This is a genomic window from Dinoroseobacter shibae DFL 12 = DSM 16493 (assembly GCF_000018145.1).
Classification (GTDB): Bacteria; Pseudomonadota; Alphaproteobacteria; order Rhodobacterales; family Rhodobacteraceae; genus Dinoroseobacter; species Dinoroseobacter shibae.
In genome coordinates, this window is record NC_009952.1 from 3,170,690 (window position 1) to 3,192,278 (window position 21,589).

Consider the following 21,589-nt stretch of genomic DNA (forward strand, 5'->3'; position numbering starts at 1 on the left):
CGATCAACGTGACCTAGATCGCATGCCAAGTCAAGCAAACTGTATACAATTTACACGCTATTGCATTTCATGTGGGCTTGGCCCATGGTCAGGGGATGGATACGCGCCGCGCAGACACCATTGCCCAGGAACTGGAGAACATGATCCTCACCGGAGGGTTCTCGGACGGCGACCGGCTGAACGAGATCAAGCTGGCAGAGCATTTCGGTGTGTCGCGCACCCCGATTCGCGAGGCGTTCTATCACCTCGGGACGGCGGGTCTGGTGGAACAAATTCCGCGCAGAGGCGTGTTTGTCCGCCATCCAGGCCCAATGGAGCTGATCGCGCTGTTCGAGTACATGGCCGAGTTGGAGGCCGCCTGCGGCCGCCTGGCCGCCCCCCGGATCAGCGACGCTGCGCTGGACGATCTGGAGCAGGCCAACGCCACCTGCGAGGCCGCGGTGGAGGCCGCGGACAGCGATGGCTACTACCGGGAGAACGAGCGCTTCCACCACATCATTTACGCCGAATCCGGGAACAGTTTTCTGCAAAACGACGTAATACGTCTGCACAAGCGCCTCAAACCCTTCCGCAGGATCCAATTGCAGCTGCGCGGGCGGCTGTCGCAGTCCATGGCCGAGCACCGCGCGATCGTCGCCGCCCTGGCCGCCGGAGACGCGATTGCCGCCGGGGAGGCCCTGCGCAGCCATGTCGCCGTGCAGGGCGAAAAGTTCCATCATGTGCTCGCCAGCATGCAGAAAGTGGCGGAGTAAACCCACCCCTGTCGCAGCGTCGGGACTTCAAAACCGGCGCATATCGGACTAGGCCAGTTGCCGGTCCACGAGGTTCGGGCCGTGTAACGCGTTGCCAGGTGCCCAGAATGACAGAGATCTTTACGGACCGGATGATCGCATCGGTCCTGCAAGAGGCCGCATCGGCACCCCGGATCGACTATGACGTGGCGCGGGCACTGGCCAAGGCCTACCCCGAGGCAAGCGGTCTGGCGCTGGTCTTTGCCATCGCCTCCGCCGCGAGCGGGTTGGAGGACATGGCGGGCGATCCCAAGGCCGCCGGGCTCTACAGGCTGGCGGCGATGGTGGCGGCGGACCTTTTCGCCTTCGAGGCGCGCGGGCAGGCCATGCCGAACGGGGCCGCCCTGCTCAAGCTGTGGCTGAGCGAGTTGCCCTGATCAGGCCATGACCCCGGTCGCGGCCTCTGCAGCGGCCCGGATTGCGGCGATATTGGCCCCATAAGGCGCAGGGTCGGCGACCGAGCCGCCCTTGAACACCGCCGAGCCTGCGACCAGCACATCCGCCCCGGCCTTGGCCACCAGAGGCGCGGTCTGGGGCGTCACACCTCCGTCGATCTCGATATGGATGGGGCGGTCGCCGATCATGGCGCGCAGGTCACGGATCTTGGCCGACATGTCGAGGAATTTCTGCCCGCCGAAGCCCGGGTTCACGGTCATCACGCACACGAGGTCGACCATGTCCAGCAGATGGCCCACATCCCCGAGCCCGGTGCCCGGGTTGAGCGCGAGCCCCGCCTTGGCCCCGGCCCCGCGGATCGCTTGCAGGGTGCGGTGAATATGGGGCCCGGCCTCCAGATGCGCGGTGATCACGTCCGCACCCGCATCGGCGAAGGCGTCGATATAGGGGTCCACCGGCGCAATCATCAGATGCACATCCATCACCCCCTTGATATGGGGCCGGATCGCGGCACAGGTCGCAGGACCGAAGGTGATGTTGGGCACGAAATGGCCGTCCATCACATCCACATGGACCCAGTCGGCGCCCTGGGCTTCCACCGCCGCGCATTCGGCCCCGAAATTGGCGAAATCCGCGGCGAGGATGGACGGGGCGATCTTGATGGAACGGTCAAAGGGCATGCGCATTCTCCTGTTGGCGCGGCTATAGCCCGGCGCACGCCCGGGATCAACAAATGCGCCACGCTCCTTCTTCCCGAAATACACCGGGAGCAACGCGCCCTGACCCGCGCGCCTCAGGCCCCGGCGGGGATCACACGGAGCGACACGATCTTGTAGGGCGTCAGTTCCACCGTGACCTCCCGGCCGCGCATGGCCACCGGGCCGATGTCGTCCTCCAGGATGGTGACGGCGCGCACCTCGCCCAGGTCGAACCCGAAACGTAGCGTGACGGGGCCGCGCGTGCGCTCGTTCTCGAAAAGACGCACGATATAGCCCTGCCCGTCCTCGGCCCGTTTGACCGTGTCGATCACGGTCGAAAAGCCCGAGACGCCGACCATCTGCACCAGGGCTGCGTCGCCCTGCCCGGCCGCGACGGGTCGGCAAAGCACCGGGTTGTTGAGGATATAACCGCTCTCGGTCACGTCGGAGCGCCAGTTGCCTTCATGCGGCAGGAGCGCATAGGTCATCTCGTGGCGGCCGCGGTCCTGCACCGGGTCGGGCATGGTGGCGGATTTCAGCAGGCTCAGGCGCATCACGTTGTGGTGGATGTCGTAGCCGTATTTGCAATCATTGAGCAGGGCGACGCCATAGTTGCCTTCGCTCAGGTCCGCCCATTTGTGCCCGACGCTTTCGAACCGGGCCCAGTCCCAGCTGGTGTTGCGGTGGGTGGTGCGTTCGGTATTTCCGAACTGGATGTCGTAGGTGGCACGGGGGGAGAAGACCTCCACCGGGAAGGCGCATTTGAGCAGGATATGGGAGGTTTGCCAGTCCACGTCGGTCTTGAACTCGATCCGTTTGGAGTTGTGATGCAGGCTGATGCGCTGGGTGATGGTGGAGCCGCGCCAATGGTGTTCGACCTCCAGTGATGCGCGCAGGGGACCGCGTTCGGTGATCTCGAACCGCACGGGCGCGTCGATCACCTCGCAGCGGTCTTCGTAGAAGATGTCGATATCCCAGGCATCCCAGACCATGGGTCGGTCCTCGAAGGCAAGGAGCTGGTTGCCGAAGGCGTCTGCGGCGAGCACCTCGCGCAGGGCGGTCTTGTCGAAGACCGACACGAGCTGCCCGTTGGGCGCGACATGGACCCGGATCAGGTCGTTTTCCAGAACGGCGCCATCTGGGAAGTCGGTGATGCGCAGCGACGTGGGCTCGGGCGCCTCGGCGCAGGGTCCGAGGCCGAGCGCGGCATAGCCCGGCAGGGCGGGCAGGTCGATCAGGGTGCCATCGGCCACGGGTTGGGTGCGCAGGGGGCGGTTGGTGCGCAGGTCGCACAGCCCCGCCACCGGTTCGGCGATCCAGCCGATCCGGTCCACGGAAAACCCGGTGGGGTTCACGGCCATCACCTGCGCCTCGGGCGGCATCCGGGTGGTGAGGGCGGCGAGGGCCGTGTCGCGCGCGGCGGTGCCGATCTCGGTCACTTTGGCGTAGTCGCGGGTCGCATCCTCGAACACCTGGGTGATCGAGGTGCCGGGCAAGATGTCGTGGAACTGGTTCAGAAGGACGAGTTTCCACGCCTCTTCGAGCGCGTCGCCCGGATAGGGGTGGTCGGTGATGACCCCCGCGAGGCTCGCGAGGAACTCGGCGTCGTGCAGCAGCACCTCCGCCTTGCGATTGGCGCGCTTGATCCGGGCCTGGCTGGTCAAGGTGCCGCGGTGCAGTTCCAGGTAGAACTCGCCGGACCAGGTGGGCAGGTCATGGGCGGCGTTTTCCTCGACGCGCTCGAAAAACTCCCGCACGGTGCCCATGCGCACCGAGGGCGTGCCGGGCAATTCGGCATAGGCGCGGGCCGCCTCGATCAACTCGCGGGTCGGCCCGCCACCGCCATCGCCGTAGCCGAAACAGGTGATCAATTCCTGGTGCAGGTGTTTCTGGCGGAAATTGTCCCAGGTGCCGAAGACCTCGCGCGCGGTCATCTCGGCCTTGTAGGTGGTGGGATGGGGCAGGTATTGCACCGTGGAGGGGGTCGTAAGGAAGTGGCTGAGCACGCGCGAGCCGTCGATGCCTTCCCACCAGAACAACTGGTTGGGCATCTGGTTGTACTGGTTCCAGTTCAGCTTGTTGGCGACGAACCACTTCAGCCCGGCCTGTTGCATCAGCTGCGGCAGGGCGGCGGTGAAGCCGAACGTGTCGGGCAGCCAGAGCACGGGGGTCTCGGCGGTTTCGCCGAACTTGTCGATGAAATAGCGCCGCCCGTACATCAGCTGCCGCACGAGGCTCTCGCCGCCCGCGAGGTTGCAATCCGGCTCGACCCACATGCCGCCCATCGGCTCCCACCGGCCTTCGGCAACGCGGGCGCGGATGCCGTCGAAGACCTGCGGGTAGTCGGCCTCGGTCATCTCGTAGAGGACCGGTTGCGAGGCGCTGAAATGGTAGTCGGGAAATTCCTCCATCAGCTTGAGCACGTTGGAGAAGCTGCGCCCGCATTTGCGCCGGGTCTGGTCGACCTGCCACAGGTAGGCGATGTCGATATGGGCGTGGCCGATGGCGAGGATGTCGACCTCCATCCGGCCCTTGTAGCCTTCCAGCGCTTCGCGCAGCGTGGCCAGGGCCGTGGGGACGCTGTCGTAGAAGGCGTCGGAGCGGATGGGGTCGCGGGTGTCGAGCGCCTTGAAGCACAGATCGAGCGCGCGGAGGATCCGGCTCCGGGCGGTGTTGCCGTCCTCCATGTGGCTGGCCACGTCCAGCGCACGGCTCACGAGCGCCACCAGCTCGCGTGTGGGCGTGTCGATCTCGACCACGGCGCAGGGCTTCATGAAGAGCTTGGTCCTGGCGTTGCGGTCGGGCGGCCAGCCGCTGAGCCCGGTCCAGCCATGGAGCGCGAGGCTGTGGCGCGCGCCGTCGCAGAGGTCGGGGTCGAGGTAGATCTCGTGGTGCTGACGGTCGGCGGAGGCAAAGCCGGTCCCGTCGATATAGGCCAGCGCCTCGGGGTGGCAGAAGATGTCGCCCGCGACCCCGAGCGGCAGGTGCAGGGCGACGGGGCCGTGGATGCCGAAGCCTTCGGGCACCGCGAACTCGGAGCGGAGGACGAAATCCTGGCTCCAGTCGCCCCAATAGCTGTCGAACGGGATCTCGGCCCAGTCGGCGGTATCCACATCGCGGCCCACCGGGGCCTCGGCCCGCGGGCTGTCCAGCGGCAGGTACCGGAAGGGCGGGATCGGGGCAGCACGGCGGTGGACCAGCGGCGCGATCAGCGGCAGGCGGCTGAGGATTTTCTGCTCGGTCCAGAAGATCTGGTGCTTCATGGGCGTTCGGGAGCCTTTCAAGGCGGAGAGGTCGGGCGGGATCTTAGCCCGCCGCGAGGGTGAAGCCGGGTATCTCGCCGCGGATCACGGTTTCGGTCGCGCGGGCGATTTCGGCGAGGCGCGCGGCGTCCGACGCCTCGTCCGCCTCGCCCCAGTCGCGGCTGACATCGGGCCATGGGATCGCTTCGATCAGCATCCGGGTGTAAGGGTGCTGCGGGTCGCCGATGACCTGTTTCGGGGGGCCGGCCTCGACCACATGGCCGTGGTAGAGGACCATGACATAGTCGCTGACGTGGTAGGCGGTGGCGAGGTCGTGGGTGATGTAGAGGATCGAGATGCCGTAGCGGTCCTTCAGGTCGTAGATGTTTTTCAGGATCGTGGCGCGCAGGCTCGCATCGACCATCGAGACCGGCTCGTCCGCGATCAGCAGTTTCGGGGAGAGCATGAGCGCGCGCGCCACGATCAGGCGCTGGCGTTGGCCGCCCGACAGCTCGTGCGGGAAGCGACGCAGGATGAGCGCGCCGTCGAGGCCCACGGCCTCGCAGGCCTCCAGCATCTTGGCTTCGATCTCGTCGTCGGAGGTGCCGAGGCCGAGGCGCTTGTAGGGGAACTTGAGCGCGTGATCGACGCGGTAGAACGGGTTGAAGCAGGCATAGGGATCCTGAAACACGGCCTGCACGTTCTTGCGAAATTCCAGCCGGTCGGCGGCGGAGTGTTTGGCGATGTCTTCGCCTTCGAACAGGACCTGCCCGGTGGAGGGCGGATTGAAGCCGAGCATCAGGCTGCCCATGGTGGATTTACCCGACCCCGACTGACCAACGATCGAGATGATCTTGGGCGTCTCGCCATCCAGCGCGAAGCTCATGGGGTGCAGGGCGGTGACGTCGCCGTAAGTCTTGGAGACGGATTTGAACTCCAGCAGCGGCACACCTTCCTTGCCGCGACGGGCGGGGGGCGCGCCGACCTGCGGATCGAGGAAGCTGTCCCCGCCCACCAGCGGGACCGACGAGATCAGCTGGCGGGTGTAGGGGTGTTTCGGGGCCTCCAGGATCTGCTTGACGGTCCCGTGTTCGACCAGCACCCCGTCCTTGAGCACCGCCAACTCGTCCACCGATTGCGCCATCAGCCCCATGTCATGCCCGATCAGGATCAGGCCCGAGCCGATCCGCGCCTGCACGTCCTTGAGCGTCTGCATCACGTGGCGCTGCGTGACCACATCCAGCGCCGAGGTCGGCTCGTCCGCGATGATCAGTTCGGGGTTCAGGGACACGCCCAGCGCGATGCAGACCCGTTGTTTCATGCCGCCCGACAGCTCATGCGGGTAAAGCCGCCCGGTGCGCGCGGGCAGGCCGACGCTTTCAAGGCAGGCATTGGAGCGGGCTTTGAGGGTGGCGGCGTCGGTCTTGCCCTCATGGGCGACGATGCCGTCCCATATCTGGTTCTCGATCCGCATGATCGGGTTGAGGGAGTTCATCGCCCCTTGGGGGATGTAGCTGACGCGGCTGAGACGGGTCAGGCGCATCTCTTCCTCGCTGAGCGCGAGGATATCCGTCTCGCCCAGCCGGATTGCCCCCTCGGCCACCCGGCCCGACCCACCCAGCATGCGCATCACCGACAGCGCCGTGGTGGTCTTGCCCGACCCGCTTTCCCCGATGAAACCGACACGGATGCCGGGGCGGATGTTCAGGGACAGTTTCGTGACCGCATGGACCACCCCGCGGGCCGTGGGGAAGTCGATGGACAGATCCGTGAGTTCGAGGACGTGTTTGTTCATGGCTGCGGCCCTCAGATCTTGCGCAGGCGCGGGTTGGAGACCTCGTCGAGGCCGAGATTGATCAGCAGGAGCGCGATGAACATGGTCGCCAGCAGGGCCGTGGGCAGGCCCCACCACCACCACAGGTTCTGGATCAGCGCCCCGGAGTTGATCGCGTCGTAGATCACCCGGCCGAGCGTCGGGATCCGCTGCGGGCCGAGGCCGAGCACTTCGAGCCCCACGGCGGTGACAATGGCGGTGGTGACGTTGGCGATGAACGAGCCGAACAGGTACGGGATCAGGTTCGGCAGCATCTCGCGGAACATGATGTGGAAGGTCGAGGCGCCGCTGAGCTGCGCCATCTGCACGTAGCCCGAGCGTTTCATGGACAGCACCTGCGCCCGTATGAGGCGCGTGGGCGATTGCCACATGAACCCCGCGATCAGGAAGGCCATCATCACCAGGCTCACATCGCCGAAGGACGCCTGGAACACCACGAGTATCAGGAGCGGCGGGATGGTGATCATCACGTCCGACAGCACGCGGATCGTGTCGTCCACGCGGCCGCCGACGAAGCCTGCGGTAAAGCCCAGGAAGATCCCCAGGCTCATCCCGATCACCGATGCGATCGCCCCGATCATCAGCGTGTTGGGCGTGCCGATGATCAGCATCGCCAGCATGTCGCGCCCGGCCCCGTCGGTGCCCAGCGGGTAATCGGCGATGCCTTCCTGACGGCGCAGGTTCTCGAACCCCAGGGGGGGCAGCTTCAGGGGCGTAGAGCCTGTGAAAACGAGGTCCGTGTCCCAGAGCATCCGCCCGATGATCCCACCGAGGATGATCACCAGCAGGATGCCCGACCCCCAGAGGAGTCTCGGGTTCAGCCACGGATTATCGAAGCGATTGAAGCGGGAGACCGGGTCGAGATTGGCCTCGGCCGTTTGCTGGTTCGGGGCCTGCGGGTCGGGTGTCACGGTCATGTCGCGGCCTCCTCGGACAGGCGGATGCGCGGGTCGATCAGCGGGTAGATCAGGTCCACGAGGAACACCGAGAGCGCGGTCATCAGGATGATGATGTAACTGACGCCCTGGATCACCGCGAAATCCTGATCGAGGATCGCGTCGTACAGAAGCTTGCCCATGCCGTTATAGCCGAAGATCCGCTCCACCAGGATCTGCCCAGAGACCAGCAGCCCGATCTTCAGCGCAAATGCCGTGATCTGCGGCAGGATCGCGTTGCGCACCATGTATTTGTAGAGGACGTAGCGCGGCTTCAGCCCCTTGGCCTTGGCGAGGTTGACGTAATCCTCCCCCTGCACCGAGATCATCAGCCCCCGCATCCCGAGCGTCCAGAACCCGAAAGTCACGACGATGATCGAGAGCGCCGGAAGGGTGCCATGCTCGATCACCGACGAGATGAACGCCCAGTCCCAGCCGGGCTCCACCGTCAGCCCGTAGCTGCCCGTGAGCGGCAGCCAGCGCAGGGTGATCGAGAAGATATACATCAACAACAGCCCCGACAGGATCGGCGGGATCGAGGTGAAGATCATGAAGGTGGGTATCACGACCTTCCAGATCTTCGGCGTGCGCTCCCAGACCATGAAAGCGCCCAGCGCATTGCCGATCACGAAGGTAATGACCACCGACAGGATCATCAGCCCGAGCGTCCAGGGCAGGGCCTGCGCAATCAATACCGAGACCGGCGTCGGGAAGGAGGCGGTGGAGATGCCAAGGTTGAAGGTCAGCAGGTTGCCCATGTATTTGAGGTACTGGACGATGAGCGGGTCGTTCAGCCCGAAGTCGGCCCGCAACTGGGCGAGGATCGCCTCGCTGTCGGCCACGGCCCCGCCACCGGCGGCCATGCGCGACAGCATGATCTCGGCCGGATCCACGGGCGAGAACCGCGGGATCAGCCAGATCAGCGTGGCCGCGATGAACACCGTCAGCACGAAGGTGATCGTGCGATTGATCAGATAGGATCGCGGGATGCCGAACATGGCCGTCTCCTCCTGGGTGTCACCGGGTCTGCGCCGGGGGCGGCGCGGGGCTGGGATGCCTGGCCTGCGGGTGCCGCGGCACCTGGGGTTTGGGGCGCACCGGGCTCCCGACGCTGCGGCGGGCCATCCCACGGGACGGGGCCGACTGGCTTGCGCCCCCGGCCCCGGCCTGGATCACTCGACCTTTTCGAGGTTGTGGATGATCTGGTGCGTGTGGTTCCACCAGAAGAACGGGTGGTTGTAGTAGTTCTCCGACGTGGGCCAGCCGGTCCAATAGGTGGTATTCATCGGCAGGAGCTTCGCCGACTGCACCAGCGGGATGAACGGCATTTCCGCATCCAGATACTGATAGGCCTCCGCCACCAGCTCGGGCACTTCCGGATCGCCCAGGGGTCGTTTCGCGATCTCGTCGACGATCGCACTGTAGGCCTCCGCCGCCGGGCCGTCCCACCGGGCGGTGTTGTTGAAGCCCGGGGAGCGTTCGCCCACCGGCACCACGTCCTTGACCGTGTAGCGGCCCATGGACGCCCAGGGCTCGTTCACCGACCCGCAGGACAGCCAGCTATAGGACATCTCGAACGTGCCGAAGGGCAGCACCTCGCCCCAGAACACGCCGTTCTCCACCGGCACCGACCGCGCCTGGATGCCCGCGCGGGTCAATTGCTCGGCCACCACGTCGATGGTGCGGGTATACTCGGTGGAGGCTGAATTCACGTGGATGTCCACGCTGAGGACCTCGCCATCCTTCTCGTAGAACCCGTCGCCGTTCTTGGCCCAGCCCTCGCCCTCGATCAGGGCCGCCGCAGCCTCCAGGTCCGGCTCGTCCGACAGGCCAAAGCCCGCCGCCTTCACGGCGTCGATGAACGGCGCCATGGAGCCGTATTGTGCGAACATCGTCTCCGACGCCACGGTCGCGCCCTCGGCGGCGACATTCACGATCTGGTTGCGGTCGATGATCAGCGACACGGCCTTGCGCATCGCGGCACTGTCCCAGGGGGCGACGGTGGTGTTGATCTCCAACTGCCGCGCGCAGGGGTCGGCGGCGGCATAGGGGTAGTCGGAATACCAGGCGATGACGTTCGGGTTCTGGAAGCGGATCGCCTCGAACGTGCCGACGGAGACGTTCTGCGCCGCGTCCATCTGGTTCGTGGCGATCAACTGCGCGCGGCTCTCCTCGCCCCCCGTTTCCAAGAAGATCAGGCGCAGGGGCTCGGGCAGGTCCATGAAGCCGGTCTTGGCGCCCCACCAGTCGTCGTTGCGGTCCCAGATGGCCCGGTTGGTCGCACTGGAGGTGTAGGTATAGGGCCCGGTGCCGATGGGCGGAAAGAAGGCGAAGGTGGCGGGATCCTGCCCGGCCCAGATGTGCTCGGGCATGATCAGGAACGACCCGAAGATCCGCACCCCGAAGTTTTCCACCAGGAACCGCGGGTTGGGAGCGTTCAGATTGAAGCGCACGGTCAGGTCATCGATCTTCTCGACGCTGGCGACCTGGGCCCGGATGGTGGCCGCCTCGCGCGAGGAGATCTCTTCGTTCTCCAGCGCCATGTTGACGGTGAAGACCACGTCATCGGCGTTGAACGCCTCGCCATCGGACCACTCCACGCCCTCGCGCAGGGTGACGGTGAACTCATCGTTGGTCTCGTTGCCCTCGAACCCGCTGGCGAGCCAGGGTTCGAGTTCCCCCGTGCCGTAATTCAGGATGAAAAGCGGCTCCCACATGGCCTGGTGCGCGCCATGCATCCGCTTGGTGCCCGGGGTGAACCAGTTGAAATTCTCCGGGTCCTTGATGGTGCGGTCCAGGTCGAAGATCACCGTGTCCTCGCGGGCAACATCCTGGGCGAGTGCCGCGCCGGATGTGGCCGCAAGGACCAGGGCGGAGACCGTGAGCAGCGTGCGTCTAAGGGTCATGTCTGTACTCCTGTTGTCATCTCCGGCCATGGCGCCGGTTGTTCTTTTGAAAGCGCTTTGCAGTCAGAATGTCGCAGGCTGCGCGCGCAGTTCAAGCGCTGAGTTCCCCACAGTTGGTCAGCCGCCTGGTCGCAGGTAGTCCATCACCAGAACGCGGGTCGTGTCAGGCAGGGTGTCGGGGGTGATTGTGGCGTGGGGGCCAAAGGCGAAATCGACCTGGGCCTCGTCGAAATGGCTCAGGAAGCTCTCGATCCACATGGTATTGCGCGGCCGGTAGGTGAGCGTGCGGAAATGCATCGGGATGACCAGTTTCGGCTTGGCGACCTGGATCATCTTCATCAGGTCCGGCAACTCGATGGTCAGATACCCGCCCGCCAGCGCCAGCAGCACATCGGTGCCCTCGAAAAAGGCGATCTGGTCATTGGTGAGCGGGTTTCCCAAGTCGCCCATATGGGCGATCTGCATTCCATCCATTTCGAAGCGGTACATGCCGTTCTGTCCCGGGACGCCGCGGGGGTGATGCTCCCACTCGGCGGCGGCGATGGCGCGGATTTCGCGGCCCGCAACGGTCTGGACCCCGCCGTGATCGAGCGCCACGTTCAGCGCATTGCACACCGCGGGTGCGCTCGAGATCAGGTCGGCACGGCAATGGGCATCGTCGTCGTCGGAGGAGATCACGACCAGGTCCGCGGTCTCAGTGATGGGCGCGTAGCCTACGCCTTCGGGCGTGTAGGGGTCGGTTATGACCGACGCACCGGCGGCATCCGTCAGCTTGAACGCCGCATGGCCGAACCATGTGATCTGCATGCCCGCCCTTCCCCTCCCAAAGTCGGTGCGTAATGGTGCACGATGATTTTGCATAGGTATGCAAGCATAGGCCGCGGGACAAAGCAACCCTCTTCGTGACCTCTGGTCCGCGCGGGCGGGACGTGGTTTCGTGGCCGGGACGATCCCCGGAGAGAACGCGAGGCAGGACATGAGTATGACCTATTGGCTGGCAATCGGGGCGATTGCCCTTGGCGGTGCGGGCATTGCCCTGCAGGCGCCGATCAACGCGCAGCTGGCGCGGGCCTCCGGGGACCCGGTGGTGGCTGCGGCGATCTCCTTCGGGGTGGGGTTCGTGGTGCTGTGCAGCATCGTCGCGGTGCGGGGCACCGTGCCCGGCTGGAGCGCGATGGGCGGGCTGCCTTGGTGGGCCTGGTGCGGCGGAGCGCTGGGGGCGGTCTATGTCTGGGCCGCGGCGTGGAGCGTGGACCGGATCGGGGTCGTTACGCTGGTGGCGGCGCTGGTCTTCGGGCAATTGCTGACAGCATTGTTGCTGGATGCCATCGGGGCGTTTGGCATGGCGATGCGCGAGGTGAGCCCGACGCGCATCGCCGCCGTGGTTCTTGTCGGCGCCGGGCTGCTTCTCTCACGGCTGTGAACCGTGGACTCAGTTGCCGCCCAGGTTGCGGGGGCTGTTTTCCGGCGAGACATCGTTGCCCCGGGGCCGCGCATGGTGGCGCCAATGGCCCGTCGGATCCGTGCCGCGGCAGAGGATCGCCTCGATCCCCCGTGCCCAGACCGGGTCGGTGATGCGCACCTCCGGCGGACAGTAGCGGATCGTCAGACCGCAGCGGCGCCGGTCGCTCAGGTTCGCGGCCGAACCATGGGCCAGCATGTCCGCGTGAACCGACATCTCGCCAGCGCGCAGGGCGTTCGTGACCGGTGCGCCCAGCCTCTCGGCATCCACCAGTTCCTTGTTCAGTACCCCGCCCTCGGACGCCCGCCAGTCCAGCGCGCCCTTGTCGTGGCTGCGGGGAATGAATTGCATCGCCGCGTTCTCGGCATCCGCATCGTCGATGGCCAGCCACACCGTGACCGTGCGCGCGGGCGCCAGATGCCAGAAGGCGGCGTCCTGATGCCAGGGGACGTGTTTCGGATCGCCCGGCAGCTTGCAAAAGAAATGCGACGCCCAGCAGATCACGTTGGGCCCCACCAGGTCCTCGACCACATCAAGGATCGCGGGGGCCGTGCAGAGGTCCCAGATCGCCTGGGCACGGGCCTGGTAGCAGTTGATCGCATAGGCGCCCTCGCGCCCGAGCCCCGCCAGAAGCCCGTCGAAGATCACGCGATTCGCCTCCGCGACGCTGGGCGGGAAGGCGCGCAGACCGGTGAGGTAGCCCTCGCGGTTGTAGTGGTCGATCTGGGCCGCGTTCAGGGTCGCCGGGGCCGGGGTACGGACAGGGGCAAAGGACAGGTCGGGGGGCGTGTCGAGCATGGCAAGGCTCCTTTCGCGGTTAGTATTTCTCTGGTAGAGCAACGGATCCGACTGTAAATTTCCCAAAATATCCTCTGTGTTGACACCCGATGCCCCTGATCCTGCGCCATCGCGATTACCTGTCGCCGCCCGTGGCATGCCATTTCGCGCGCGTGACACTGGAGGACGGACCGATGCCCGCCCCCCATGGCCAGGATTTCCATGAGCTGTTCCTTGTCACCGGCGGCACGGTCCGACATCGCATCAACGGGACGCGGGAGGCGCTGCCCGCGCGGTCCCTGTGCTTCGTGCGTCCAAAAGATCGCCACGGGCTCGGCGGCCCGGCCAGTCTGATCAACCTGCTGGTGGCCCCCGACAGCCTCGCCCACCTGGTCGCGCGCTACCCGGAACTGGATGGGCGCACGTTCTGGAGCGATGCGGCGCGCCCCGTGACCCTTGCCCTCGACGCCGAGCAGGCGGGGATGTTGGCCCGGGCGCTGGCGCGCCTGGAGGAAGGGCTGCGCAGCCGTTTGGCGGTGGAGGCGCTGCTGCTGGAGTTGCACACGCGCATCCTCCGCCCGTTGCCCGCCCTGCCCGGGGGCCTGCCCGGCTGGCTGACCCGAACGCTGCGCGCTGCCGAGGACCCCGCCGTTTTCACCCGCGGACCAAGGGCGCTGGCGGATGTCGCGGGCAAGTCGCCTGCTTATCTCGCCCGGGCATTCCGCACGCATCTGGGCGCCAGCCCGACCGAATGGATCAATGCCCGCCGAATGGCCCATGCATCGCGCCTTATGACCAGCACTGATATGAGCCTGACGCGGATCGCGGAGGCCTGCGGAATCGAGACGCCAAGCCATTTCCAGGCGCTCTTCAAGGCCCATTACGGCACGTCGCCCGCGCGCTGGCGCCGGGCCCATCGCCACGAGGTGGTCCAGCCCGCCCGCCCGGCCCCGCGCGGGTGACGGTGCGGCGTGCTTGCGCCTTCTCCGCCCCCATGTCAGCCTTCGCAGGGAGAAGAGGAGACCATGCCGTGAGCAGCACCCCCACGGACACCACGACCACGGGCCAACAGATCGACCTGCACCGGGGGCACCTGCCCGACACGGTTCTGCCCCGCAATCCGGGGCTTCCGCTGGACCTCGACTGGGTGCGGTCGGCGGCAGTGAACACCTCGGCCGTGGAACGCCGGGCCGCAAGCCTGCCCGGGCGGAGATCGGTCAAGAAGGACCATCAGGCGGCCTGGCTGCTGAAGGCGGTCACGTTGATCGACCTGACCACGCTGGCGGGCGACGACACGGCTGGCCGGGTGCGGCGGCTATGTGCCAAGGCGCGCCAGCCCGTCGCACCGGAGGTTCTGGCCGCGCTCGGCATGGGGCCGGTCACCACCGGGGCGGTCTGCGTCTATCACGACATGGTCCACGTGGCGGTCGAGGCGCTGGAGGGCTCCGGCATCCCCGTCGCCGCCGTCTCCACCGGGTTTCCCGCCGGCCTGTCGCCCTTCCACCTGCGCGTGGCCGAGATCGAGGAAAGCGTTGCGGCGGGGGCTGCCGAGATCGACATCGTGATCTCGCGCCGCCATGTCCTGACCGGCAATTGGCAAGCGCTCTATGACGAGATGCGGGCGTTTCGCGCGGCCTGCGGCGACGCCCATGTGAAGGCGATCCTGGCCACGGGCGAGTTGGGGGACCTGGGCAACGTCGCCCGCGCGAGCCTTGTCTGCATGATGGCGGGCGCGGATTTCATCAAGACCTCCACCGGCAAGGAGAGCGTGAATGCCACCCTGCCCGTGAGCCTCGTGATGATCCGGGCGATCCGGGACTATGAGGCCGCGACGGGGGTGAAGGTCGGCTACAAGCCTGCGGGCGGGATCTCCAAGGCCAAGGATGCGCTGGTCTACCTCAGCCTGATCAAGGAAGAGCTGGGCGATCGGTGGCTGCAGCCGGATCTGTTCCGGTTCGGGGCCTCGTCTCTCTTGGGCGATATCGAGCGGCAGTTGGAGCACCACGTCACCGGCGCCTATTCCGCGACGCACCGGCACGCGCTGGGCTGAGGGCGCGGCTTGAGTATTTTCAGAACAATGAAGGGGGCGGTGCGATGACGGTCAAGGAGATCTTCGAGACCATGGAGTACGGCCCCGCGCCCGAGGATGACGGGCCCGCGCAGGCCTGGCTCGATCGCCATGGCCGACGCTTCGGTGTGTTCATCGGCGGCACGTTTCAGGCACCGGGCAAGACCTTTGCCACCCGCAATCCGGCCCGGGGCACGGAACTGGCGCAGGTCACCCAGGGCACGGAGGCGGATATCGAGGCCGCCGTGACCGCCGCACGCCGCGCGCAGCCCGCCTGGGCGCGATTGGGCGGGCAGGGCTGGGCGCGGGTGCTCTATGCAATTGCGCGGCTCTTGCAGAAACATTCACGCCTTTTCGCGGTGCTGGAGACACTCGACAACGGCAAGCCCATCCGCGAGAGCCGGGACATCGACATCCCCCTGGCGCAGCGACACTTCTACTACCATGCGGGCATGGCCGCGCTGATGGAGGATGAACTGCCAGACCGGGTGCCGGTGGGGGTCTGCGGGCAGATCGTGCCGTGGAACTTCCCGCTGTTGATGCTGGCGTGGAAGATCGCGCCCGCGCTGGCCATGGGCAACACGGTGGTGTTGAAGCCTGCGGAATGGACGCCCCTGACGGCATTGCTTTTCGCCGAGATCTGCGGCGAGGCGGGGGTGCCGCCGGGGGTGGTGAACATCGTCACCGGAGACGGGGCGACGGGGGCCGCGCTGGTGTCGCATCCCGGCGTGGACAAGATCGCCTTCACCGGCTCGACCGACGTGGGCCGGGAGATCCGGCGCGCCACGGCAGGCACGGGCAAGGCGCTGACGCTCGAGCTGGGCGGAAAGTCGCCCTACGTCGTGTTCGAGGATGCGGATCTCGATTCGGCGGTCGAGGGGCTGGTGGACGCGATCTGGTTCAACCAGGGGCAGGTGTGCTGCGCGGGCTCGCGACTGCTTGTGCAGGAAGGCATCGCAGAGGCGTTCTACGCCAAGCTGCGCGCGCGGATGGCGACCCTGCGCATCGGCGATCCGCTCGACAAGTGCATCGACGTGGGCGCGATGGTGGACCCGGCGCACTGCGCCAAGGTGGCCGAGATGGTCGCGGGCAGTAACGGGGAGGTGCACCAGCCCGGCACGGTTCCGGCGGAGGGCGCGTTCTATCCACCCACCCTGATCACCGGGCTTGAGCCCGCCGATCCGCTGATGCGGGACGAGATTTTCGGGCCTGTGCTGGTCGCGACCACCTTCCGCACGCCCGCCGAGGCGGTGGAGGTGGCCAATGCCACGCGCTACGGACTGGCCGCGACCCTGTGGTCTGAAAATATCAACCGCGCCCTGGACATCGCGCCGAAGCTGGCGGCGGGCGTGGTCTGGGTGAATGCCACCAACCTGTTCGACGCAGCAGCGGGGTTCGGCGGGGTGCGCGAGAGCGGCTTCGGGCGGGAGGGCGGCTGGGAAGGCCTGCGCGCCTATACCAAGCAAGCGGCGCCCCCCAAGGCGCTGGTACCGGTGGCGGCGATCCCGGCCCCGGCAGCGCCGAAGCCCGGCGGTCTCGATCGCACCGCCAAGATGTATATCGGCGGCAAGCAGGCCCGGCCTGACAGCGGGTACTCCCGCCCCGTCTGGTCCCCCAAGGGCGTACTGCTGGGCCATGCACCCGAGGGCAGCCGCAAGGACATCCGCAACGCCGTCGAAGCCGCCACCGGTGCTGCAAGCTGGGGCCGGACCACCGGGCATCTGCGGGCGCAGATCCTCTACTACGTGGCCGAGAACCTGTCCGCCCGCACCGAAGAATTCGCCACCCGGATCGCCGAAATGACCGGCAGCCGCGTCCCCCGCGCCGAAGCAGAGGTGTCGGCGGCCATCGACCGGCTTTTCACCTATGCGGCCTGGGCGGACAAGTATGATGGGGCGGTCAAGCCGGTGCCGATCCGCGGGGTCGCCCTGGCCATGCCGGAACCCGTCGGCGTGATCGGGGCCTTCGCGCCGGATGACGCGCCGCTCCTGGGTGCGGTGTCGATCCTCGGGGCTGCCCTTGCGATGGGCAACCGGCTGGTGCTGGTGCCGTCCGAGCCCTTCCCGCTGGCGGCAACCGACCTCTACCAGGTGCTCGACACGTCGGATGTGCCCGCGGGCGTGGTCAACATCGTCACCGGCGCGCATGAGGCCCTGGCCAAACCGCTGGCCAGCCATCTCGGCGTCGACGCGGTCTGGAGCTTCTCAGGTGCGGACATTTCCACCACGATCGAAGCGGAGGCCGCAGGCAACCTCAAGCGAACATGGGTCAATCACGGCCGGGCGCGCGACTGGATGCAGGTGGACGCGCGCAGCTTCCTGGCGCAAGCGACAGAAACCAAGACGATCTGGGTGCCCTACGGCGCCTAAGCCCCGCTCCACCTCCCTTGGCCCCCGTTAAGGTTAACGCGCCCCCGCATCCGGACCCGTCCCTTGGTCGACCGGAGGCGCGCAGCCCTTTTCATCTTTGGAAAAATACTCCGGGGTCCGGGGCAGCGCCCGGTTCCTCGGTCGCCAGTTCTGCCGACGTCAGGCGCGACCGCGTACCCGATCCCACCAACGCGCGATCCGCCCGCCGGTCCGGTCAGCCTTGTCCTCGGCCCGGTGCATGGCGATCACCACGTCATCCACCAGCGGCTCGATCCGGTCCTCGTGGAAATTCACCCACCAGCGCCAGATCCGCAGCCCGATCAGGGCCAGCACAAGGAAGAACGCGATGTTGAACCACGGGATGATCCGCGGATCTGGCGTGTCCGTCACCGTCAGATGCACCGCGTTCGGGAAGATCGAGAAGAAATTGGACCGCCAGCCGTAGTGCCGGATGATCACCCAGGTCGGCTCCTCGGCGGTGGAGACCAGGTCCTTGGCCGCCGCATTCAGGTCGCTTGAGTCGAACTTGAAATAGAACGGCCAGCTCCAGTTCGTGTCCTCGTTGCGATAGACGATCTGCTTGCCGTTGGGCCGCACCGCATCGATGAAGCGCACATCGCGATTGTCCGCCACCGGCGCGCCACTGTCGGGCTGGGCCCAGAAGATCCGGTTGTTGTCGGTGAAGTCGATCCGCCGCTCATAGGCGTCCACGATCCGCACCACATCGTGCTGGGGCAGCACATAATGCAGAAGCCCCCCTATCAGCACCAACAATGTGAGTTTCAGCGTCCAGCGCAGATAGGTCCAAAACATGTCAGTCCCAATTCGTCAAAATCGCCAGCATGCCCACGAGGGCAGCCGGAAAGGCATAGACGCCCCAGATCAACCGCTGGCGCAGCGACCGCTCCAGGGGGGCCAGCCCCTCTTTTTCATAGGCCGCCCATGTGCCGGGTTGGCCTTCCTCGATCCACCGACGTTCCAGTTCCGCCGATTTCCGTGACCGCTGTAGCATGGCCGCCACGATGTGTGCCACTGCCAGCACCATAAAAACGATCAATCCAACCCGTGCGACGGCCATGTCGTGCTCCCTGCCCTGTGGATGTTGCCTGCTGCATATGTGGGGCGCGCGGGCTGGATCGCAACGGCGCTTGAGCCTGCCCGGCCCGGGGCCTAGGCTGCGGCCATGCCCGACGAAACCTCCCTGACCGATGCGGTGAGCGCCCGGCGCGCCGATCTGGTGGCGCTGACCCGGGATCTGATCCGGATCCCGACCCTGAACCCGCCTGGCCGGCACTATCACGACATCTGTGCCTTTCTGGAGGCACGACTCGCGCCTCTGGGGTTCCGGTGCGAGCTGGTGCGCGCCACGGGTGCCCCCGCCGACAGCGAACGCTACCCCCGCTGGAACCTCGTGGCACGCTACGAGGGCGGGGGCCCGGGCGACTGCGTGCATTTCAATTCGCACCATGACGTGGTGGAGGTGGGCCATGGCTGGACCATGGACCCGTTCGGCGGGGAGGTGCGGGACGGCCGCGTCTATGGCCGCGGGGCCTGCGACATGAAGGGCGGGCTGGCCGCCTCGGTCATCGCGGCGGAGGCGTTCATCGCCACCCACCCGGAGTTTTCCGGCGCCATCGAGATCAGTGCCACCGCGGACGAGGAATCGGGCGGCTTCGGCGGGGTGGCGTACCTCGCTGAACAGGGCTGGTTCTCGCCTGAGCGTGTGCAGCATGTGATCATCCCCGAGCCGCTCAACAAGGACCGCATCTGCCTCGGCCATCGCGGCGTCTGGTGGGCGGAGGTCGAGACCAAGGGCCGGATCGCCCATGGCTCCATGCCGTTTCTGGGCGACAGCGCGATCCGCCACATGGGCGCGGTGCTGCACGAGATCGAGACGGTGCTCTATCCCCTGCTCGCCACCAAGCGCACCAAGATGCCCGTGGTGCCCGAGGGCGCGCGACAGTCCACCCTGAACATCAATTCTGTCCATGGCGGCGAACCGGAGCAGGACGCGGATTACACCGGCCTGCCCGCGCCCTGCGTCGCGGACCGCTGCCGGATCGTGCTCGATCGGCGGTTTTTGATCGAAGAGGACATCACGGAGGTGAAGGCCGAGATCACGGCGCTGCTGGAGCGGGTGAAGGCCACCCGACCCAGTTTCGAGTACGAGATCCGCGAGCTTTTCGAGGTGCAGCCCACCATGGCGGACCGGGACGCGCCCGTGGTCCGCTCGGTCGCGGCGTCCATCGAGCGGGTGCTGGCGCGGCAGCCGGATTACGTGGTCAGCCCGGGCACCTATGACCAGAAACATATCGACCGGATCGGGCGGCTGAAGAACTGCATCGCGTATGGGCCGGGGATCCTCGACCTGGCCCACCAGCCGGACGAATGGGTGGGGATCGACGACATGGTCGACAGCGCCAAGGTGATGGCCCTGACGCTGCAGGACCTGCTTGTGGTGCCGCAGCCGGGTTCGTAACCTCGCGCCGGGCAAAGGAGGGGGCCATGCTGGACAGACCGACATACGATCCGGGATTTCCCGGCGACGAGATCCTGATCGGCGGGGTGTGGCAGCGCTGCGCCGACACGCTGGAGGTGATCGACCCGTCCGATGGCACGCCATTGGCGCAGATCGCCCGCGGGGGTGCTGCAGAGATCGACCGGGCGGTTGCGGCGGCCCGGGCCGCACTGGACGGCGATTGGGGCCGGATGAGTGCGACCGAGCGCGGGCGGTGCCTCACCCGACTTGGCGCGCTGGTGGCGGGTGAGGTCGACCGCCTGGCGGAGATGGAGGCCCGCGACGTGGGCAAGCCCCTGTCCCAGGCCCGCGCCGATGCCCTGGCGCTGGCGCGGTATCTGGAATTCTACGGCGGGGCCGCGGATAAGGTCATGGGGGAAACGATCCCCTATCAGAGCGGCTATACCGTCTACACCCTGCGCGAGCCGCACGGGGTCACCGGGCACATCGTGCCCTGGAACTACCCGATGCAGATCATCGGCCGTTCAGTGGGCGCGGCCCTGGCCATGGGCAATGCCTGCGTGTTGAAACCGGCCGAGGATGCCTGCCTGACCGCGCTGGCCTTCGCGCGACTGGCCGAGGCGGCGGGCCTGCCCCCCGGCGCGCTGAACGTGGTGACCGGGCTCGGGGCCGAGGCGGGCGCGGCCCTGTCGGATCACCCGGGCGTGGATCACCTGAGTTTCACTGGCTCGGTCCCCGTGGGCGCGGAAGTGCAGGCGACCGCGGCGCGTCACATCACACCGGTGACACTGGAGTTGGGCGGCAAGTCTCCCCAGATCGTGTTCGCCGATGCCGATCTCGACGCCGCCCTGCCGTTTCTGGTGAAAGGCGGGGTGCAGAACGCGGGCCAGACCTGTTCGGCGGCGGCGCGCATCCTGGTGCAGACGGACGTATTCGACGCGGTCGCGGACCGTATGGCGGAGGCCTATCGCGCCCTGACCGTGGGTCCCGCCCTGAGCGATCCGGCAGTCGGTCCGCTGATCTCGCCGAAGCAGAAGGCGCGCGTCTCGGCAATGCTGGCGCAGGCCCAACCGGACCAGATCCTCGCCACCGGGCATCTGCTGCCAGAGGCGCCCGAGGGCGGGTGTTACGTCTTGCCCCACCTGCTGGGCGGGATTGCCGCCGATCACCCGCTGGCGCAGCAGGAAATCTTCGGCCCGGTGCAGATCCTGATGCGCTTCGAGACCGAGCAAGAGGCGATCGCGCTGGCCAATGGCACGGAGTTTGGCCTCGTCGCGGGCATCTGGACCCGCGACGGCGCGCGCCAAATGCGGATGCCGAAGCGACTGCGCGCCGGGCAGGTCTTTGTGAACACCTATGGCGCGGGCGGCGGGGTCGAGCTGCCCTTCGGCGGGGTGGGCAAGTCCGGCCATGGGCGCGAGAAGGGGTTCGAGGCGCTTTTCGGCTTCTCGCAACTCAAGACGGTGGCGACCCATCACGGCTAGGGACCCGCGCGGGCCACGGGCCAAGCCGCTTCGAAGCCGCTTGCAGCCCTTCGCGGACAGGGCAGCCCATTTGTGACGCCCCGATCGCGCAACGACTCAAGCCGAATTACGGCCGCTCCTGCGCCGAGTGCCCACAACCGGGCGCCCA

18 protein-coding genes are annotated in these 21,589 nt (G+C 66.8%); 8 read left to right on the top strand and 10 right to left on the bottom strand.

All coding sequences use genetic code 11. The features are described from left to right. Positions 1-95 precede the first annotated feature (95 nt). Complete coding sequence (locus DSHI_RS15245; protein ID WP_012179665.1) at positions 96-752, top strand: GntR family transcriptional regulator; 657 nt, start codon at positions 96-98, stop codon at positions 750-752. 107 nt (positions 753-859) lie between these two features. Then, complete coding sequence (locus tag DSHI_RS15250) at positions 860-1,168, top strand: hypothetical protein (RefSeq protein WP_012179666.1); 309 nt, start codon at positions 860-862, stop codon at positions 1,166-1,168. On the opposite strand, the gene rpe is transcribed toward DSHI_RS15250, so the two are convergent. The 7 genes from rpe to DSHI_RS15285 form a co-directional block, all read right to left on the bottom strand. Continuing rightward, positions 1,169-1,867, bottom strand: a complete 699-nt coding sequence (rpe, locus tag DSHI_RS15255) for a ribulose-phosphate 3-epimerase (protein ID WP_012179667.1) — start codon at positions 1,865-1,867, stop codon at positions 1,169-1,171. Between the two features lie 113 nt (positions 1,868-1,980). After that, positions 1,981-5,148 (bottom strand): alpha-mannosidase, encoded by a 3,168-nt coding sequence (locus DSHI_RS15260; RefSeq protein ID WP_012179668.1) that lies wholly within the window; start codon positions 5,146-5,148, stop codon positions 1,981-1,983. A 43-nt stretch (positions 5,149-5,191) separates the two neighbouring features. Continuing rightward, complete coding sequence (locus tag DSHI_RS15265) at positions 5,192-6,922, bottom strand: ABC transporter ATP-binding protein (RefSeq protein ID WP_012179669.1); 1,731 nt, start codon at positions 6,920-6,922, stop codon at positions 5,192-5,194. An 11-nt stretch (positions 6,923-6,933) separates the two neighbouring features. Then, on the bottom strand, positions 6,934-7,878 hold the full coding sequence (locus DSHI_RS15270; RefSeq protein ID WP_012179670.1) for an ABC transporter permease: 945 nt from the start codon (positions 7,876-7,878) through the stop codon (positions 6,934-6,936). Continuing rightward, positions 7,875-8,894, bottom strand: a complete 1,020-nt coding sequence (locus DSHI_RS15275) for an ABC transporter permease (protein ID WP_012179671.1) — start codon at positions 8,892-8,894, stop codon at positions 7,875-7,877. Before DSHI_RS15275 ends, DSHI_RS15270 begins: the two co-directional genes overlap by 4 nt. A gap of 174 nt (positions 8,895-9,068) precedes the next feature. Then, entirely contained in the window at positions 9,069-10,802 is a 1,734-nt protein-coding gene (locus tag DSHI_RS15280; protein ID WP_012179672.1) for an ABC transporter substrate-binding protein, read from the bottom strand. 117 nt (positions 10,803-10,919) lie between these two features. Next, positions 10,920-11,609, bottom strand: a complete 690-nt coding sequence (locus DSHI_RS15285) for an MBL fold metallo-hydrolase (protein ID WP_012179673.1) — start codon at positions 11,607-11,609, stop codon at positions 10,920-10,922. A gap of 169 nt (positions 11,610-11,778) precedes the next feature. Between DSHI_RS15285 and DSHI_RS15290 the strand changes: the two genes are divergently transcribed. Beyond that, positions 11,779-12,225, top strand: coding sequence for a DMT family transporter (locus DSHI_RS15290; protein WP_044028054.1), 447 nt, complete (start codon positions 11,779-11,781; stop codon positions 12,223-12,225). A 9-nt stretch (positions 12,226-12,234) separates the two neighbouring features. Here DSHI_RS15290 and DSHI_RS15295 read toward each other — a convergent pair whose 3' ends face one another. Next, positions 12,235-13,062 (bottom strand): phytanoyl-CoA dioxygenase family protein, encoded by an 828-nt coding sequence (locus DSHI_RS15295; protein WP_012179675.1) that lies wholly within the window; start codon positions 13,060-13,062, stop codon positions 12,235-12,237. Between the two features lie 89 nt (positions 13,063-13,151). On the opposite strand from DSHI_RS15295, the gene DSHI_RS15300 reads away from it, so the two are divergent. From DSHI_RS15300 to DSHI_RS15310, 3 genes are all read left to right on the top strand, one after another. After that, a complete protein-coding gene (locus tag DSHI_RS15300; RefSeq protein WP_012179676.1) occupies positions 13,152-14,003 on the top strand; it encodes a helix-turn-helix transcriptional regulator in 852 nt (283 codons plus the stop codon). Between the two features lie 68 nt (positions 14,004-14,071). Further along, positions 14,072-15,091: a deoxyribose-phosphate aldolase gene (gene deoC, locus DSHI_RS15305; protein ID WP_012179677.1), complete on the top strand. Its 1,020-nt coding sequence runs from the start codon at positions 14,072-14,074 to the stop codon at positions 15,089-15,091. A gap of 44 nt (positions 15,092-15,135) precedes the next feature. Then, entirely contained in the window at positions 15,136-17,478 is a 2,343-nt protein-coding gene (locus DSHI_RS15310) for an aldehyde dehydrogenase family protein (protein ID WP_012179678.1), read from the top strand. A gap of 159 nt (positions 17,479-17,637) precedes the next feature. Here the strand turns inward: DSHI_RS15310 and DSHI_RS15315 are convergent, their stop codons facing one another. Both DSHI_RS15315 and DSHI_RS15320 read right to left on the bottom strand, forming a co-directional pair. After that, complete coding sequence (locus DSHI_RS15315; protein WP_012179679.1) at positions 17,638-18,291, bottom strand: DUF1523 family protein; 654 nt, start codon at positions 18,289-18,291, stop codon at positions 17,638-17,640. Position 18,292: 1 nt separating this feature from the next. Beyond that, positions 18,293-18,556, bottom strand: coding sequence for a hypothetical protein (locus DSHI_RS15320; protein ID WP_044028055.1), 264 nt, complete (start codon positions 18,554-18,556; stop codon positions 18,293-18,295). A 105-nt stretch (positions 18,557-18,661) separates the two neighbouring features. On the opposite strand from DSHI_RS15320, the gene DSHI_RS15325 reads away from it, so the two are divergent. Both DSHI_RS15325 and DSHI_RS15330 read left to right on the top strand, forming a co-directional pair. Continuing rightward, entirely contained in the window at positions 18,662-19,957 is a 1,296-nt protein-coding gene (locus tag DSHI_RS15325; RefSeq protein ID WP_012179681.1) for an acetylornithine deacetylase/succinyl-diaminopimelate desuccinylase family protein, read from the top strand. A 26-nt stretch (positions 19,958-19,983) separates the two neighbouring features. Beyond that, positions 19,984-21,441, top strand: a complete 1,458-nt coding sequence (locus DSHI_RS15330; RefSeq protein ID WP_012179682.1) for an aldehyde dehydrogenase family protein — start codon at positions 19,984-19,986, stop codon at positions 21,439-21,441. The last annotated feature ends 148 nt before the right edge of the window (positions 21,442-21,589 follow it).

Excerpts from the sequence above, each read along its gene's own strand:
- DSHI_RS15265 (WP_012179669.1), bottom strand. The coding sequence starts at position 6,922 with ATGAACAAACACGTCCTCGAACTCACGGATCTGTCCATCGACTTCCCC.
- DSHI_RS15295 (WP_012179675.1), bottom strand. The coding sequence starts at position 13,062 with ATGCTCGACACGCCCCCCGACCTGTCCTTTGCCCCTGTCCGTACCCCG.
- DSHI_RS15320 (WP_044028055.1), bottom strand. The coding sequence starts at position 18,556 with ATGGCCGTCGCACGGGTTGGATTGATCGTTTTTATGGTGCTGGCAGTG.
- DSHI_RS15285 (WP_012179673.1), bottom strand. The coding sequence starts at position 11,609 with ATGCAGATCACATGGTTCGGCCATGCGGCGTTCAAGCTGACGGATGCC.
- DSHI_RS15245 (WP_012179665.1), top strand. The coding sequence starts at position 96 with ATGGATACGCGCCGCGCAGACACCATTGCCCAGGAACTGGAGAACATG.
- DSHI_RS15250 (WP_012179666.1), top strand. The coding sequence starts at position 860 with ATGACAGAGATCTTTACGGACCGGATGATCGCATCGGTCCTGCAAGAG.
- DSHI_RS15260 (WP_012179668.1), bottom strand. The coding sequence starts at position 5,148 with ATGAAGCACCAGATCTTCTGGACCGAGCAGAAAATCCTCAGCCGCCTG.
- DSHI_RS15280 (WP_012179672.1), bottom strand. The coding sequence starts at position 10,802 with ATGACCCTTAGACGCACGCTGCTCACGGTCTCCGCCCTGGTCCTTGCG.
- DSHI_RS15300 (WP_012179676.1), top strand. The coding sequence starts at position 13,152 with ATGCCCCTGATCCTGCGCCATCGCGATTACCTGTCGCCGCCCGTGGCA.
- DSHI_RS15330 (WP_012179682.1), top strand. The coding sequence starts at position 19,984 with ATGCTGGACAGACCGACATACGATCCGGGATTTCCCGGCGACGAGATC.
- rpe (WP_012179667.1), bottom strand. The coding sequence starts at position 1,867 with ATGCCCTTTGACCGTTCCATCAAGATCGCCCCGTCCATCCTCGCCGCG.
- DSHI_RS15310 (WP_012179678.1), top strand. The coding sequence starts at position 15,136 with ATGACGGTCAAGGAGATCTTCGAGACCATGGAGTACGGCCCCGCGCCC.
- DSHI_RS15325 (WP_012179681.1), top strand. The coding sequence starts at position 18,662 with ATGCCCGACGAAACCTCCCTGACCGATGCGGTGAGCGCCCGGCGCGCC.
- DSHI_RS15315 (WP_012179679.1), bottom strand. The coding sequence starts at position 18,291 with ATGTTTTGGACCTATCTGCGCTGGACGCTGAAACTCACATTGTTGGTG.
- DSHI_RS15275 (WP_012179671.1), bottom strand. The coding sequence starts at position 8,894 with ATGTTCGGCATCCCGCGATCCTATCTGATCAATCGCACGATCACCTTC.
- DSHI_RS15270 (WP_012179670.1), bottom strand. The coding sequence starts at position 7,878 with ATGACCGTGACACCCGACCCGCAGGCCCCGAACCAGCAAACGGCCGAG.
- DSHI_RS15290 (WP_044028054.1), top strand. The coding sequence starts at position 11,779 with ATGAGTATGACCTATTGGCTGGCAATCGGGGCGATTGCCCTTGGCGGT.